At 36.0% G+C, this 17,305-nt stretch carries 15 protein-coding genes and 1 pseudogene; 3 read left to right on the top strand and 13 right to left on the bottom strand.

Annotation, left to right across the window (positions count from 1 at the left end; genetic code table 11):
- Positions 1-52 precede the first annotated feature (52 nt).
- The 7 genes from ACH9UM_RS02075 to ACH9UM_RS02045 form a co-directional block, all read right to left on the bottom strand.
- Entirely contained in the window at positions 53-3,445 is a 3,393-nt protein-coding gene (locus ACH9UM_RS02075; RefSeq protein WP_400091806.1) for a DEAD/DEAH box helicase family protein, read from the bottom strand.
- A gap of 27 nt (positions 3,446-3,472) precedes the next feature.
- On the bottom strand, positions 3,473-4,501 hold the full coding sequence (locus ACH9UM_RS02070) for a restriction endonuclease subunit S (protein ID WP_004847135.1): 1,029 nt from the start codon (positions 4,499-4,501) through the stop codon (positions 3,473-3,475).
- Between the two features lie 46 nt (positions 4,502-4,547).
- Entirely contained in the window at positions 4,548-5,516 is a 969-nt protein-coding gene (xerA, locus tag ACH9UM_RS02065; RefSeq protein WP_004847133.1) for a site-specific tyrosine recombinase/integron integrase, read from the bottom strand.
- 77 nt (positions 5,517-5,593) lie between these two features.
- Positions 5,594-6,061 carry a hypothetical protein gene (locus ACH9UM_RS02060; RefSeq protein ID WP_004847131.1) on the bottom strand — a complete coding sequence of 156 codons (468 nt, stop codon included), beginning with the start codon at positions 6,059-6,061 and terminating at the stop codon, positions 5,594-5,596.
- Complete coding sequence (locus ACH9UM_RS02055; protein ID WP_004847129.1) at positions 6,061-6,522, bottom strand: DUF3990 domain-containing protein; 462 nt, start codon at positions 6,520-6,522, stop codon at positions 6,061-6,063. The genes ACH9UM_RS02060 and ACH9UM_RS02055 overlap by 1 nt, the downstream gene beginning before the upstream one ends.
- A gap of 129 nt (positions 6,523-6,651) precedes the next feature.
- Positions 6,652-7,056 carry an HI0074 family nucleotidyltransferase substrate-binding subunit gene (locus tag ACH9UM_RS02050; RefSeq protein ID WP_004847127.1) on the bottom strand — a complete coding sequence of 135 codons (405 nt, stop codon included), beginning with the start codon at positions 7,054-7,056 and terminating at the stop codon, positions 6,652-6,654.
- Positions 7,043-7,297, bottom strand: a complete 255-nt coding sequence (locus tag ACH9UM_RS02045; protein WP_055159511.1) for a nucleotidyltransferase family protein — start codon at positions 7,295-7,297, stop codon at positions 7,043-7,045. Before ACH9UM_RS02045 ends, ACH9UM_RS02050 begins: the two co-directional genes overlap by 14 nt.
- A gap of 274 nt (positions 7,298-7,571) precedes the next feature.
- Here ACH9UM_RS02045 and ACH9UM_RS02040 point away from each other — a divergent pair, with 274 nt between their 5' ends.
- From ACH9UM_RS02040 to ACH9UM_RS02030, 3 genes are all read left to right on the top strand, one after another.
- A complete protein-coding gene (locus ACH9UM_RS02040) occupies positions 7,572-8,741 on the top strand; it encodes an IS110 family transposase (protein WP_009243756.1) in 1,170 nt (389 codons plus the stop codon).
- Between the two features lie 546 nt (positions 8,742-9,287).
- Positions 9,288-9,524, top strand: coding sequence for a DUF6061 family protein (locus ACH9UM_RS02035; RefSeq protein WP_005426055.1), 237 nt, complete (start codon positions 9,288-9,290; stop codon positions 9,522-9,524).
- Between the two features lie 120 nt (positions 9,525-9,644).
- Complete coding sequence (locus ACH9UM_RS02030) at positions 9,645-10,886, top strand: IS256 family transposase (protein ID WP_009321026.1); 1,242 nt, start codon at positions 9,645-9,647, stop codon at positions 10,884-10,886.
- A 330-nt stretch (positions 10,887-11,216) separates the two neighbouring features.
- On the opposite strand, the gene ACH9UM_RS02025 is transcribed toward ACH9UM_RS02030, so the two are convergent.
- The 6 genes and pseudogenes from ACH9UM_RS02025 to ACH9UM_RS02000 form a co-directional block, all read right to left on the bottom strand.
- Positions 11,217-11,993: a protein-ADP-ribose hydrolase gene (locus tag ACH9UM_RS02025; protein ID WP_005426052.1), complete on the bottom strand. Its 777-nt coding sequence runs from the start codon at positions 11,991-11,993 to the stop codon at positions 11,217-11,219.
- Positions 11,990-12,748: pseudogene (locus ACH9UM_RS02020) on the bottom strand (Sir2 silent information regulator family NAD-dependent deacetylase); the annotation flags it as partial. The gene ACH9UM_RS02025 and the pseudogene ACH9UM_RS02020, both read right to left, overlap by 4 nt.
- 82 nt (positions 12,749-12,830) lie before the next feature.
- On the bottom strand, positions 12,831-13,574 hold the full coding sequence (locus ACH9UM_RS02015) for a hypothetical protein (protein ID WP_006426953.1): 744 nt from the start codon (positions 13,572-13,574) through the stop codon (positions 12,831-12,833).
- Positions 13,575-13,714: 140 nt separating this feature from the next.
- Positions 13,715-14,098: a DUF6262 family protein gene (locus tag ACH9UM_RS02010; RefSeq protein WP_015513361.1), complete on the bottom strand. Its 384-nt coding sequence runs from the start codon at positions 14,096-14,098 to the stop codon at positions 13,715-13,717.
- Positions 14,073-15,572 (bottom strand): tyrosine-type recombinase/integrase, encoded by a 1,500-nt coding sequence (locus ACH9UM_RS02005; protein WP_006426955.1) that lies wholly within the window; start codon positions 15,570-15,572, stop codon positions 14,073-14,075. The genes ACH9UM_RS02010 and ACH9UM_RS02005 overlap by 26 nt, the downstream gene beginning before the upstream one ends.
- Complete coding sequence (locus ACH9UM_RS02000) at positions 15,562-17,292, bottom strand: tyrosine-type recombinase/integrase (RefSeq protein WP_007886448.1); 1,731 nt, start codon at positions 17,290-17,292, stop codon at positions 15,562-15,564. The genes ACH9UM_RS02005 and ACH9UM_RS02000 overlap by 11 nt, the downstream gene beginning before the upstream one ends.
- Between the last annotated feature and the right edge of the window lie 13 nt (positions 17,293-17,305).

Here is a 17,305-nt window from a genome sequence, read left to right as displayed (position 1 = left end):
AACTTCAAACTCAAGCAGCAGTCTCTTTGCCGACTTAATTGATCTTTTATATTTAAGTAACAAGAGCATTATTTTTGATATTGTTAATAATCTTAACAAATTTTACCTGTTCTTCATATGTAAAAATCAAACTAAATTTATATGGTCTGTCAAACGGCGTTTTCATCAAATCAAGAACATTATTAATATACCCATTTTCTACGACATAATCTACAACTTGTTCAATAAAATGAAGTTGCTCTGTATTTGGTCTTTCTTCTAAAATAAATGTGGAAAACGCAGCATATGCAGCAGTCCGATCCATCTTTGCAATTTTACGAATCAACAAACCGAACGGTGTATCTTGATAATTCATCTCATAATCTTCTGCCGTCCCTAATTCTACAGTAAATATTCGCTCTAACTCGTTATAATCTTCCACAGAAATCGGTTCATTATGCAGGAGTTTATTAATCGCCGGCGTCGTTTTATGTGCTTCAACGTATTCGTTTACTTTTGCCCGGTAATCTTCAAAATCAGATGCAGACAGACTCGTCAATCTTCCTTCTTCTCTAAACACAACTATATCTTTAAAATTTGAATAATGAAGCTTTTCTTTCTTCGCGGGAATGTATTTCATAATTTCACGTAAAGATTTTCTTGTTTCTTCAAATTTCAAAACATCCTGAACATCCCAATAATGATCTGATACAAGTTCTTTCAATTCCGAAATTCTAACTTTTATATCCGGAATCGTAGCGCATTCTTTCAAAAGAATATTTGCATTACCAACAACATACCTTTTTAATCTTCCTAAATTTTTTCCTCCTGTCATAACTGACAACATCAGTCCATACATAAGCACATCAAAACTAATTGCCGCTTCGTCCTTCTCATCTGATACGACAAGTTTTGCAAGGTGATCTATAATTTCTTCTTTATGAATTTCCTCAAGGCATTCATACTGTTTTCGTTCTTTATATCTTTCTACATACCTTAGTTCTAAGCGCACTTCAACCCTTTCTGTTCCCATAGCTTTCACATCATCTACGACATGATCTATCAAATTCTCCCGAATATTCTGATACTTCACATCTACATAATTTGCATCCTGCAAACATTTGATCATCTGGACCATTCGGATAAATCTTGCCGCAACCGGAGCAACTACTTTCCCTGCTTCTCTTCCTTTTGGATGTTCGTCAAAAAATTGAAAATTCCTCATATAATCAAATACAACAAATTCTTTTTTATCCTCGCCTTCCCCAAAAAGGTTTTCACAAAGTCTTGTTCCTCGACCTAACATCTGCTCAAATTTAATCCGGCTATAAACTTTCTTGGCAAAAACAAGATTTGTAATTTCCGGCACATCTATCCCGGTTTCCAGCATATCTACAGTCACCGTAATAAACGGATAGTCATCCGCTTTTTTAAAATCCTTAAGATTTTGTCCTGCATATGGCTCATCACAAACCACCAACTTGCAAAAATTACCTTTATATTGCGGATATAATTCATTAAATCGATCAACAATAAATTTTGCATGCAATTTATTTTGTGCGAAAATAATTGTCTTCCCGACATGATTTCCATTTTTATGTCTAATGCCGTTATTCATCAAATCTGAAATCATTCTATCAACCGTATCGACATTAAAAATATATTTATTTATTCTCTCCGGCGGAATATGTTCAGGCACTCCTCCATCTTCGACAAACTCTGCTTCATATGCCTCCCTCTCTTCCTCGTCCAAATCCGCATATGTAATTCCATCATCTGAAATCTGTGTCGAAGTCTCAATTAAATAAAACGGAACTAACACATGATCTTTTTCCACCGCTTCCTCATACTCATATACATCCGTCGGTATATTATTTTTCATATCAAAAAATGTATAGGTAGACTGATGAATCGTATTCTTCGGCGTCGCAGTCAATCCCAGCAGGCAAGCGTCAAAATATTGAAAAATTGCTTTATATTTATTAAAAATACTTCTATGTGCTTCATCTATTACAATTAACGAAAAATGCCCCGGCGAAAAAAATCGCGATCCATCCGCATTTTTTATAGTATCAATCGCATGTAACATTGTCTGGTATGTTGAAAATATAATTTTTGCATTTCGCTCATCTTTATTTAGTAAAAGATTACACATTGTTGTATTCTCTATATATTTATAAAACGCATCCTTTGCCTGCTTCACCAATTCTTTGCGATCTGCCAAAAACAACACTTTTCCCATTAACTCACTGCGCGTCATCACATCTACTATCGATGCCGCTGTTCGTGTTTTCCCTGTACCCGTCGCCATTACAAGCAAACATTTTCGGATTCCCTTTTCATAATTTTCACAGCATTTTGTAACTGCTCTTAATTGATACCAGCGATCCGTAATTTGCTTATCAATCTGAATGCTGTTAACCGATTTCTTTATACATCGCCGCTCAATCATTGCATTGATATCTTTTTGCGGAAAGATGCCGCTCACAAGTCTGGGCGCACTGTTTGCATCATCCCAAAGATAAGTTTCAAAACCATTTGTATAAAATATAATCGGTCTTTTTCCCTGCATATTTTGGATACAGTCTGCATATAATTTCCCTTGATTCCGCCCTTTATCTCCGCTCTCGCTTGCCTTTTTTGCTTCTACTACAGCAATAATCTTTCCTGTATCTCCCCATATAACATAATCCACATATCCCCGTCCTGTTTGATTCGGCATTCCGACAACAGGATATTCAACTTCCACACAATTTCTCTTTTTATCCTGATCGAACACATATCCATTCGCCTCTAAATCTGCATCAATATATCTTTTTCTCGTCGTCCATTCTGACAGATCCGGTTCGTAAACATATTCCCGATTTTTTATATTACGGGCTTTTTGAACTTTCATCTCATTACGAAGTTCTTTATTCAAAGCTAAAAGACGTTCTATTTCTTTATCTTTTTCATTCACTATTTTATCAGCGTTTTTTTGAACGTCTTTAATAACCTGCCGATACTCTTCCTGTACCACATTCATATCCGTTGTCGCATCAGGAATCTTTTTCTCATCAAATACTCGTTCAACATAATCTCTTCCGTAACAATAATCAACCCATTCCACAAAATCAAATAATATGTTGAGAGAAAGAACTGCATTGTCTCGCGTCAGTCGTTTTGAAGTATGTACAGACTCATTTCCATTCCGAACAATGTGCTGAAGCCTTCTCCACAATGTAATATCCATCAAAGAAGGAAAGCCATTATTGTGAAGTAAAGACTGCAATCCTTCTCTATTTCCAATCGGTTCTAATGCAGAATCAATCGAATAAATCCATTTCACACACAATTCCAATGCTTTTCTTGAAGCTACCGCGCTCATCACCGGCGAAGATTCTAATATTCTTTCCGCATCAATACACGCTCCTGAAAACAATTCATATTCTTGTTTCTTCTCAAGAAATGCAAAATTCATTTCCATGATAAGCTCCTCCTCTCAAGCAAATTTTTAATATTTCCGCACTGCAACTTTTGATTTGTCGGTTAATTTAACAAAAGAAGCAAACTGATCTTGTTTCCTTTTTTCTGGCACTATTACCTTCAATTCACTAAGAATTTTCAAGTTGATATTCTTCTGAGCAGACTCAGGTGCCTGTGATTCCAGAATTGCTTGAAAGAAAGAAAACCAATAATGAACAAAAATATTATTTGTTCTTTCATTTGCAATAAATCCAACCACACTATCAGGAAAGCAAGCATCAAATTCCAATATAGCCGTCTTAGCAATATTAGCAGCAATCGTAATACAAAGAGTCCCCTTATCCCACATTTTGCTCTGTTTTAATCCAAGTTCCGAATATGTGCTGCTATAAGATGTAATATATAGTCCAGCATTTGCAACATCTCCTGTCTGAATTAATGGATATTTACCACCTAACAACTTAATATCATTTCTTGGTCTATGTTTAGATACTCCTCGACCAAATTCTCCCAAGTCAGGTAATGTAGCTTCTGGTAAACCGTAAGAATTTGAAACCGGATCACCAAACAGTTCGACAAATCGGGCTTTGATAAGCTTGTCCAATAATTGTAATTCCTGTTTACACAAATCAATAACTTTTTCGCATTTACTAAGAACACTTACAATTTCAACTTGCCGTTCCCAAAAATCAAAATTAAATTCTTCGTTTTTATAATCTTTAAAATATATATGCGGGATGGTTGCGCCTGTAAAATATTTTTCCAAATTCATATATTTTACTACATAAAAAAGATACTTTGGCAATATATTGTCTTTCGGTAAAAGATACTGCATCGTACCTATTACAGAAGTTTTTCCCGGGCATAACATTGCCCTTCCAATTCCAGCTCCATCCTTTACAACTGCGACATACGGATATCCTTGCTGATAAAAATCTACACTTCCAATATATCCTGATGCACCAAAAACTGAAAATTCCCCATTCTTTTCAGATACATCTGACAGTTTTAAATTTGATGTCCCACGTTCACAGACATCTCCTAGTTTTACTCTCATATATCATCCCCACAAATCTTAATTTGCTTGAGGGATACATTTCACTTTAAGACATATATTTTTGATGTGATGTTTTTACATTATTCTGATTTACCATCGCATACTGCATTGTTGTATCTATCTGAGAATGCCCTAAAATCTTTTGTACCTGCTCGATCGGCATTCCTTTATCGATTGCTCTCGTTGCCATCGTTCGTCGAAATTTATGGGGATGTATACGATCCAATTTCAGTTGTCTTCCTAACTGCCGCAATCGTATTTCGACTCCACTTATTTTCAAACGATCGTGCGGTGCATCCAACGTTACAAATAATGCTTCATTATTATCTTTTCTTTTTTCAATATATTCCTTCAGATGGACTTTTGCCTTCGCATCAAAATAAACGCGCCGTTCTTTATCTCCTTTTCCGTATACAATACATTCTCGCCCCTCTAAATCAATGTCTTCAATGTTCAGATTTACTAATTCTCCAACTCTGATTCCGGTCGAATACAGTAAATCAATTATTGCTAAATCACGTATTTCTGCACAATTATCGCGAAGTTTTTCTATTCCTTCATCTGTAATTACACTTTTGACGACTGTCTTTGTCTTTATTTTATGTATTCTTTTCATTGGGCTTTTCAAAATATAATCTTCCTCTTCTAGCCATGAAAAGAAACTGGATATATTTCGTCTGATATTATCAATCGTCACATTTGAACACCTGTTTATTTTCTGATAATCTGATAAATAAGTACGAATCTCTTCCGTGGTAATCCTCCTTACACTCTGATTCATTTTTGAAAATAAATGTTCCACAGTGACCCGATAATACTGTATTGTTCTTTCCGAACACCCTTCAATCCGCTTAGCATCCAAAAACATTTGCAAAAAATCATTATTTGATATTTCTTGTTTATCAGCTTCATTTTCCGAAAATGTTTTTAACACAACTTCCTGTAATTTTTTCATCTGTGCAATCGACAGATACTCTGACATCTCGTTCAATATAAGTACAATTTTTTCTTCCATGTTGATACTCCCCTTTCGACTTGTACCAACATCCTTCAACCAAAACTACGCAACCTAATGCCAGCGCAATGCATCTTTTATTCAATCACTCTATTTTCCAAATAACACTCCAGTAAGTAAGATGGATTTTCATAATACATACTACTATTATAATCATCTATCTTGGCACTTACAAAAGAATTATAAACATGAAACAGCGCGTCAATCACTCCTGTCTTTTCCCTATCAGCGACTCCTTTTATCAGCCTTTTATAAACTTTACCGATATCCCAATGCGACGGTATTGCATAACCACATGCTTTTACATTGTCAAAATTTCCTTCTTTCATTCCTGATTCCACTATGAAATCATCACTCACACGATCTATATTGTCACTATGGTACACATCTGCCAAATCATAAATTTTTTCAATACGTTTTTTCCCTAACGTATTTACAACATCCATTCTTGTATTTTTCGTTTTCCTTGCAATATAGTCGATCAGACTGCATGTAAAAAACAAATCGTTATCTTTTGAAGATTCTCTGCCAATATTATCCTGCATTACACAACCTCCTCAAACCCTCGGTATTCAAGACATTTTAATGCCTTTTCCGTACAAAAATTAATCTGATGTGTCGGATATTTGAATTTTGCCAAACTCCAAAATTGATCCCTTGTAATAACTCCCTCTATATAATCTGAAATATAATTATAAATCTGATCATCAGCCATCGCTCCAATTACAATATCATAATTATGACTTTTCCCACTCCGGCAATCAATAATAAAATCCAGCCACTCTTCCGTCATTTCTTGAAACTCTTTGATGTTCAAATCCAAATTTAATCTTACTTCATAAATAGAAACAACTTTTGTATCGTAGCGTTTTGCCCATCTCTGAGCCTGTTCCTTGATAACGGTACAATAAAACCCTGTTCCAAAATCCTTTGTATTTCTTCCTATACGAACTTGGGGATTTTCAACTGATATATACCCTCCGTGATATACTGTCATTTTTGCCATTTATCCGTCCCCCTTCTATCCCAAATAATTCTGTGTCATACTATCAAATAATAGCTAAACTTCCCTATAATTCTTTCTGCCTCACGTTTTTAATAAAAATATACGAAAACTTCAAAAAATCTGTTCATTTTATATGTTTTCTAACTCAATACCGTAATACTCTTCAATCCCCTTCTGCATTTTTACAAATGCCGGAATATAGTCTTTTAAAATAACGCCAACTAATCTTCTTGCTGACGACTCATCATAAATATGTGTTAAATCATTTCTGCTCTTTAACATTCCAAGCCAAATATCCTCATCAATAAAATCAAAAATCGTATATGCAGTTTTCAGAATCATTTTAGGAGAACCTGTCGCAGAGATAGATTGTCCTTCATAACTTAACAATTCCTTTAACACTTTCCAGCCCAACTCAAACTGCACAAAAAATTTATCAATAATACCACCCACAATAAATTCATTTGATAAGTCTTCATTTTCTGCTGTCACAAGCACTTTCAAGTTTGATTTAAAATGCTCAAATTTCTTCATATATTGTTTTCCCTTCTTTTTTGATAGAATCTCTTAATTCACTCTGTATTTCTTCGTCCAAATTAATAATATTAAAGCACAAAAGGGTACTCGTCTCCTCATTTACATCCAACATAAAATGCACGAAATTGCCGCCTTGCACAGCCAAATCAATATCGCTTTTTTCTTTAAAGCTTCCTCTTGCTCTTGAGCCAAACAGAATTACTTTTTTTACATTATACTTTTTGGCAAGATCACATATTTCCTTGTATGATAATTAGGAAGTTAATTATCACACGTTTCCTTTCTTTTAATATCGTGGTTCAATACAATTCAGATACTATGGACTTTTGATTTTTCCCTGTAGCCTTGACTACTCGACTGGAGTGTATTGCCGCTACCTTTATCTGAATTGTTTATTAGCTGGATGTTGCCGGAGTGTTTTTCACTCAGAGTACTTATTTCTATCAAGTCTACGATGATAATCGATGGTGGACATCATGGTATCAGACTTTATGAAAGGGAGGTACAACCTCATGAAAATTTTTGTAGGCATTGATATTGCCAAACTCAACCATTTCGCCGCTGCGATTTCTTCGGACGGTGAAATACTCATTGAGCCGTTCAAATTCACAAACGACGCTGATGGCTTCCAACTGCTGGTCTCTAAGCTCGAATCATTCGATAAGAACAGCATCATCATCGGTCTTGAGTCGACGGCACACTACGGTGACAACCTTGTTCGATACCTTGTTGCTGAGTTCTACCAAGTGTGTGTGTTGAACCCCATCAAAACCTGTCAGATGCGTAAGAACAATGTTCGTAAAACAAAGACAGATAAGGTCGACACATTTGTTATTGCTAAAACTCTTATGATGCAGGATGACCTAAGATTTATTACCTTCTTTGATCTCGATATGATGGATCTTAAGGCCTTGGGGCGCTTTCGGCAGAAAACCATTAAGCAACGCACCCGATTGAAAATCCAACTGACAACCTATGTTGATCAAGTATTCCCGGAGATTCAATACTTTTTCAAATCCGGTCTGCATCAGAATGCTGTCTATGCTCTTTTAAAAGAAGCACCTTCTCCAAAAGAGATTGCTTCCATGCATATGACTCATCTGGCAAATCTGCTCAAAGTGAACTCGCACGGACATTTTACTAAAGAGCAGGCCAAAGAATTAAGAATTCTCGCACAGAAGTCTGTCGGTGCCAACGACAGCGCTATATCTATTCAGATAACTCAAACCATTCAACAAATCGAGTTACTGGATAGCCAATTAGAAAAGATTGAAGCTGAGATGACGGATATCATGAAATTTAACGATTCTGTCATCATGACCATTCCTGGTATCGGTTATATCAATGGTGGAATGATCCTTGGTGAAATAGGCGATATTCACCGTTTCTCCAATCCAAACAAGCTGCTTGCTTTTGCAGGCCTGGATCCTTCTGTTTATCAGTCTGGTAACTTTCAGGCTAAGACAACAAGGATGTCCAAACGTGGCTCTCGTGTTTTACGATATGCTCTTGTAAATGCAGCTTGGAACGTTGTCAGGAACAACGCAACCTTCAAGGCTTATTATGATGCCAAGAGGGCTGAAGGCCGGTCTCACTACAATGCACTTGGGCACTGTGCCGGCAAGCTTGTCAGAGTCATCTGGAAGATGCTCACTGACGAAGTAGAATTTAACCTCGAGTAAGAGATCTGTATACCTATATCGATAGATTTTGAAAAAGCACCCTAAGGGAGCTCTATTAAAGTTACCCTTTTTTACCACCGATATGAAAAAGAAATTTTTTGCTAATTTATGGTTGACTTTTCATAGCTGGTCTCTATTACTATAGGCTTTATTCCTGTTTCTCCCATAATTTTCCTTCCCATCATCCAAAATACTCCTGCATTAAGCTATCAAATAATAATTGTGCTTCATCTAATGCTTTTTGCACTGCAACTTCCGATTGAGATTTCACCTGTTTTAAGAGATTTAATAACTGTTATATTTTGTTATTAAATTCTCTGTAAACCCTTGAAAACACTGGATTTGTCGCAGGTGAGCTTTCCCTTATTGTTTCCCTTGTGTTATATCGTCCCGCCAGTGTTTACAAACTCTGATAAGGGAAAATACAAGGGCAAGAAAATCATATAAAACAGTATAACACAAAATAAAAGTGACATGGTGAACTGATTGAAATGCTTCTGATTTTTGTAACTGATGATTTATTGATCGATAAGGAGATAAGATACGATGAGAACAATATTTGCAGAATATAATCCACAATGCAACAGTATTGATGTTTATACCAGTGCCGGCTATATGCTTCGCATTGACTGCTGGGAAACTGAGAAGGACTTAAAAACCACGCCTGGATCAGACTGTGCATTAAATACACTTGCTATTGACGAACCACTGGAATATGCAAGATTATATCTTGATGGAAATTTACAGATGTGGGTTGATGCAGAAGATTCACTTGAACTTTAATATTTCCTGTTAAAAATTGAGTAGGAGGCGGTGACTAAGAGAATGTGAAACTTTTTCTGTAAATAATGTTTTAGAAGGTCTTCTATGGTAAAATATTTTATCATAAGGAGGCCTTTTATTATGGCAAGAGAAAAGAAACCTGTACACAAAGTACAAATGACAGAAGGAAAACGTAACATCATTCACCAGCTCTTGAAAGAATACGATATCCAATCAGCAGAAGATATCCAGGATGCGCTGAAAGATCTTCTTGGTGGAACCATCAAAGAGATGATGGAAGCGGAAATGGATGACCACTTGGGATATGAAAAATCACAACGTTCTGATAGCGGTGATTATCGCAATGGTTATAAGCGAAAAAGAGTGAATAGTCGTTATGGTTCTATGGAGATTGAAGTTCCACAAGACAGAAAATCAACTTTTGAACCTCAAGTAGTAAAGAAACGTCAGAAAGACATTTCAGATATCGATCAGAAGATTATTTCTATGTATGCAAAAGGTATGACAACCCGGCAGATTTCAGAAACAATCGAAGATATTTATGGTTTTGAAACATCCGAAGGTTTTATATCAGATGTTACAGACAAGATTCTCCCACAAATTGAAGACTGGCAGAATCGGCCATTAGATGAAGTTTATCCAATCCTGTATATTGATGCGATTCACTATTCCGTCCGTGATAATGGAGTGATCCGGAAGCTTGCTGCGTATGTCATTCTTGGGATTAATGCGGAAGGTAAGAAAGAAGTGCTTACTATCAGTATTGGAGAAAATGAAAGTTCCAAGTATTGGCTCTCCGTCTTAAACGAATTAAAAAATCGTGGTGTAAAAGATATCCTGATCATTTGTGCAGATGGACTCACAGGTATCAAAGAAGCGATTGCGGCAGCATTTCCTAAGACAGAATATCAAAGATGTATCGTTCATCAAGTGCGAAATACCTTGAAATATGTTCCAGATAAAGACAGAAAAGCATTTGCCACAGATTTGAAAACGATATATCAGGCAGCGGATGAAAAGAAAGCTTTGGCAGCTTTGGATCGGGTAATGGAAAAATGGACTGCAAAATATCCGAATTCCATGAAACGCTGGAAGGATAACTGGGATGCTATTTCCCCAATCTTCAAGTTTTCAGCAGCGGTTAGAAAGGTCATTTATACAACAAATGCCATTGAATCTCTGAATTCCACTTATCGGAAGCTGAACCGTCAGAGAAGCGTCTTTCCAAGCGATACAGCCCTTTTAAAAGCCCTTTATCTGGCTACCTTTGAAGCTACAAAAAAATGGACTGCAACAATCCGGAACTGGGCTCAGGTTTATGGAGAGTTAAGTATCATGTATGAAGGTCGCTTGCCAGAGTAATAAAAAAAGCAGAAAAACAGGCGGATTACCCGCCTGCTGTTGACATGCAATTTTGTAACTGTTATATATAAAGCAAGGGCGAAAAGCTGATTTTGTTTAAGCCTATCGCCCATTCTTATCATAGAAGATCATATTTACAGACTTTTCTTCATAGTCTCGTGACTAACCGCCGTCCTCTCAGTGGACAGCCCCCAATTGGTGAACTGTCCACTTTTTTAATAATATTCTCGTTCTTCCCACCATTCTTTCACTTAACATCGGATTCCAATATAAATCACATTCTCAGGCAGTAACAGTACAATAAGATTTATCGGATATTTCAACAGACGTTTATAACAATCCACTGTATATTTTTAAATCTTCATCCTTAAACACATTAAAGATTACCTTTTTTATTCTGCTGTCTTTGTTAAGATACTGCTTTACAGTGCTCGTTGCAATCTCGGCAGCTCGTTGCTGTGGAAAACGGAATACACCTGTAGACAAACAACAGAATGCAATAGATTCCACACCAGTATCCGCTGCAAGCTTTAGGCACTCTGTGTAGCAGCTTGCCAACAGGTCTTCATCTTCTTTTGTGACTTTCCATTGTATAATAGGTCCTACCGTATGAAGAATATATTTTGTCGGAAGATTGTATCCCGATGTTATCTTTGCTTTGCCGGTCTCTTCTTCATGCCCCTGCTTTGCCATAATTTCATGCATTTTCAGACGAAGTTCCATTCCAGCATAAGTATGAATAAAGTTATCAATACAGGCATGCATCGGTGAAAAACAACCAAGCATCTGTGAGTTACACGCATTCACGATCGCATCACATTTCAAAGTGGTAATATTCCCTTGCCAGATATATAATCTCGAATCGGATTTTACAGGTGCAAGCGTGTCAACATCTGTGATTCCACGCTCTATATTTCTTTCTGTAAGATACTCATCCTGTATTTTCAAAAAATCATTACTGATTGGTCTTGGCGGTCTGACATTCATAAGTGAGCGGAGCAGATTTTCCTGCCCCTGCTTATCCGTAGGAATGTTCTGTCTGCCAAACGGTATTTCTTCTTTTAAAAGATACTGAATCAGATATTCTCTTTGCTCATCCTGTGTCATAATACCAGCCCCCTTATATCAGTAATTGCCTTTGCCATATCACCGCCAATACCGATTGCACGTTCCCCGAAGCTTTCCGGAACTACCGCTTCATCCATATTCAGGCGTATCAAACTATAAGACGAGTTCTCCCTCACCATCTTTTCAAAAGGGAAACGTATAATAATCGGCGTATTAAATCCAACTCCAAGTTCCAAAAGAACAACCTTTTTATCTTTATGCTGTTCCAGAAACCCCGCATACCTGTCGGCTGCCTCATGCCACGCTTCATCTTCCACAAAATAATTATCACAACGGAGATTCATAGCCATATTGCCGCCACACACCGGACATTTTGGTACAAGTTCTGATGGAATCAGGCAGTCTCTTCTTGCTTTATCCATTTTACGAAACAGGTCTTTTGCATCGTAAGTCTTTGAATGACAGGCTTTCTGGCACTGGATTTTCCCATAATCTCCCTGTGTTGCAAATATTCTTTTTTCATCGAATCCCGCTTTATAAAACTGATGATCCACATTGGTTGTAAGTACAAAATATTCTTTATTCTTTACAAGATCATAAAGCTCTGTATAAAGCGGCAATGCCGGAGGATCAAAGCGGTTCATCAATGCATGTTTTGACCAGTATCCCCACTTTGCCTCCTCAGACGGATATGGATAAAATCCGGCTGCATACATATCTGTCATGTAGTACTCACCGTATTTTTTTATAAATTCTGCAAAATTGTCTGTAAACCTTTTACCACCATATTGTATATTAAAATGTAGCCAGTTCCCCTCATGCGTTGATTTTACTGGGTTTAACTGTATACAAAACTGTGTTTACTGTTACTATCTTTCATTCTTTTCCAAAATAGCTTTGAAGCATAGGCCACATTATTTTCATATATGACACAAAGCTCAGCTCTACTTGTGCTTCATTAAACCATCCAACCATAAAGCTATTTATCTCTTCAAATAATACTTTTGAAAGTTTCTGAATAATAATTGTGTTATCCACTTCTTCAGTATAATCTTTCGCATACATTTTACATATAGAACGCACTCCAAAATAATTATATAGCACACCTACCGTTGTTTTTAATGCTTCAATATCTCTTGGAAAATCTGTTCTATTCATCATATTCACTACTAATTGATGTCTTGAGTTTAGGTAATTCCTAACTGTACTATTACCTATTTCAACATCAACTGTAAATGAAAAATCTTGAGTTTGTATACTATCTGCTCCTAACATTATCATCAATTCAACTTGTGCTGCATGATATTCTGTATAACCAGACAAAGCCATATATTTCCAAGAATCTTGCTTTGCATACATTTCCGTATCTAAAATATGCGTAAATTCATGAAACACAATATACCTTGGTATTTCCGAACTTTTGCATATCCTTAATATATGTTCATCTGTTTTCGTATTATAGTAAGCTTGGGCGGCTGAAGCGAATCCTGCTGCATCGCTTTCCTCAACATTAATTTCAAAAAAATCTATCTTATACTGTGGTAATTTCTCAATTTCCATAAACTCAATATATTCTTTTTCATATTCTTTAATTAAATTTTTAATTTGTATTTCTGTCATATTGTTTTATACCTCATATCAAAGTTAGCATTTCACTTTTAGTATACCATAAAACAATCCCATTCTCATTCTATATATTTTATCCTCAACGATGAAAAGATGTGTCTGCACACATCTCTTCCATCTTATTATTTTCAATGTTATAAGTTCTTAATAAAATTCAAATCCTGTTTCCGTAATGCCTTCTGTAACTTTTCGTTCTTTCTCTTCAGTTCCTTATTTTCTCTGCTCAGAGCTGCCACCTTCTGGTTCAACAGTTCAATCTGTTTTTCCATCGCCATGTTCAGAATTTCTCTTCTTGGATCTATCATTCCGGCCTGTTGCTCTACTGCTTGGTTCAATGTATCCCGGACGGTTGGATTTTTATAAAAGAATCCTCTCGACAATCCAGTTTTCTTCATCAGCTTTGGAACGCTGATACGTTCTTTATTTGCCAGCATATCTTGTATTGCTTGCAATGCCAGTTCAATTTTCTCTTTACTTTTTCTCTGATTTTCCTCAATCATCTTGTCGTATTTGCTCATATTCTTCACCCCATCTTGCCAGACTCATATATATGATGTCACTCATCCTCTGTCTTACTTCTCTGGTTTCGTCTGCCATTCTTTGATTGCTCATTTTCCGGTAATGCTGTACATTATTCAGTCTTTTATGCCCCAATAGTCTCGCTATCGTCCAGTCATCCAGATGCATTTCTGTAAGTTTGACGCCATAGTAGTGCCGGAACATGTGCGTTCCAAACCCGAATAATTCGCCATGATCATCTTTCAACTGCTTTTCCTGTATCATGGACATGACTTTTGTTTTTATAGCCATATACTGCATCGGGCGGTCAGGTTCTTTTTCATTAACAAATATGTATTCTGTATCACCGAACTTTTCCTGTGTATATTCAATAGAACTCTGTAACAGTTTTGCAAGTTCTTTACTGATCGGTTTTTTATATCTTTTAGTTTTAACTTGATATATTTCAATCATATCTTGGCCATTTTCTCTCGTCAGACAATCTGGTCTCAGTGTAAGGGTATCTGATATCCTAGTTCCAAGCATCTGATGTATCAGAAGACATCTTGCAATCTGTACATCCATCTGTGTAATTTCCGCATTCAGTCGTTTCATTTCATCATCAGAATACACTCTAAATTCTGCATTTACTTCCGGTGGAATATCCGTATTAATAAATAAATGCTCCAATCTTTCATAGCTGTAAATTTTTCCGATTGTCTCTAACTGTCGTCTTAATGAAATTACATAAGAACTATTCGCACTATGGGAAGTATCTTTTGTTGACAGATGTATCAAAAATTCTTCCAACACTTCTCTGTCTATTTCACTGCAGCTTTTTATTTTGGAATACTCTTTTTGGAGATATTCTGAGAATATCCTCATTATTGTCAATTCTCCCTGTACAGTTCCTATTGCTTCATACTGCAGATTCATATAAACAGCTTTCTTACATTCTTCCCTGATATCTGGCTGATATATTTTTCTGAAATCCAGTGTTTTTACATTATAAATTGGATTGGATCTGATTTTAATATCCAGATTTTTTAGTTCCCAAACATCTTTTTCTATCTCATCCCGTAAATCTTCTGGCCCTAAAAATTTCAGTACGTTTCTGAAATATAATATCGTCACTGCTTCGCCATAGCTTACTGTACCATACACACTCTTCTTTTCTTTTACAATAGTTATTCCCTGTTCTAACATCCAGCCTTTTAAAAGTGATATCCATTTTTCTGGATTTCTATCTCCAAGGCTTTTGATTCTCCGATTTATTCTGCTGTTCAAAAACTTTGCAATATGATTATAAGCTGTTCGATCCTGAATCAATGCTCTAAACGTTCCGTTTTTGCAGCGATACATAATATAACCTCGAAACTCTTCCTTTAATTCTTGCGTTGGAAGCAACGTTAAATCAAATTTTCCATTATCCTTACGTGTCCCTGTTTCTTGTAAATTGGGGAAATCGCTGAAGTATATAATATCATTTTCCATCTTTTTCCTCTTTCTTTAGCCATGATGCTAAACTACTTCCTTGCATTTCAAAGAACTCATCATTTGCTTTTGCAATCCTTTGCGGCATATAATCAATATACTGTCTTGTCATCTCTTCATAAGTATGTCCAAGATAATCCCTGATACTTTGCAGTGATACATGACTGTCATAAAACATAGTTGCTACTGTATGTCGATAATCGTGTGATTGAAATAAATATTCTCCATTTGCAATCTTATTTTCCCGGCACGCTTCTATCATCTGAGTTCGGAATGTACCATATAGACAAGCACCACCTCTGCTGTTTTTAAAAATGAATTCTTCAGGCTGAATTTCATGTTTTTTCAAGTATACTTTCATAATCTGATAAAGTGCCTGTGGGATTGGAATCCTTTTATAATTCTTCATTTTGACCTGATACACCTGAATCCAATAATCCTCGCCCTGCTGATAATAAGCATTTCCTTTCAATGTACACACTTCACTCGCCCGTAATCCTAGACACCACAGATGTAGGAACATACATCGTAATCGCTCTGGAAAAAGATATAATTTTTTCAAAATTTCCATATATACTGTTTCCTCAACGCTACGATCATGATGTACTATTACTTCTTTTTGTTGGAAATATTCAATTCGGAATGGCATTCTTGTAATATACTGTTTAACTTCCATGAATTTATAAAAATGACCGATACCGAAAATTCTTTCATTAAATCCCTTTGCCTGTATTCCCCGTTCTCGCAAGCCGTCTGCATACTTTTTTACTTCTGCGACAGTTGCATGAATCGCCAGTATCTTTTCTTGTTCCAGCAGTTCAATAAAATTTCTAATACATACAAATCTTCGTACAATCGTGCTGACTGCCTGTCCAGTAATTCCCAGTTCATATTTCATGTATGCCTGTAAAATTTCTCGATTCTGTATTTCCTTGACTTCCATAAAAGAAATGCTAATTAAGGATTTACTTTCGTCTATCCGATGTTTTCCAAGATGTAATCGTTCCAGATACCATACATTTGCTTCCCATTGGATCTGTTCCTGCTGCATAAACGCATCTCTTCTGCATTCACCTAAAATACTTCGTTGACTCGTTTCGGGAAAATTCTTTAAAATAGTTTCCACTTGTTCCATTTCCAGCAATCCAATATCCGTAATATTTAACTGAACACAAGAATCATAAAGAAGTTTTAAGGATTTTAACCTGACATTTCTATAAGCCTTAGACATTGAAGTATTGGCAATGATACGACTCAACGTATAAAAAATTTGTTTCTTTAAAACTTCTGAACAATTTTGTGTAAAATCCCACACCAATAGGTTTGTTTTATAAGAAGTTTCAAAGGTCTCAGCTATTTCCTTTTCCGGATAATACTTCAGAAAATAAATTTTATTTTGATATTTCCATTCATATATCCGCTTTCCATTTAGCGTCTGCATTTGTTGATAGATATGTTGTTGTTTTACCGTATCATATATTTTCAAATAGAAAGATACAATTTGTGATCGTATCTGTCCTCTTAAATATTGTTCATACGAATTTCGCAAAGGATAATCCATTTCTTCCAGATGCCAGATTTTTCTATCTGCCAAGAACTTTTTCAATTTGTTAATTCTTGAATCGCTTTTTATTCCAAGTGCATCAATTTCTGAATATAGTTCCTGCTTTTTCTTCTCAATATCTACTTCAGATTCTGTTATGTGTTCTGCCTGTTGCAATAAATATATAGGT

The organism is Mediterraneibacter torques (assembly GCF_044591705.1).
Classification (GTDB): domain Bacteria; phylum Bacillota; class Clostridia; order Lachnospirales; family Lachnospiraceae; genus Mediterraneibacter; species Mediterraneibacter torques.
This window is presented reverse-complemented; position numbering and strand designations above follow the sequence as displayed.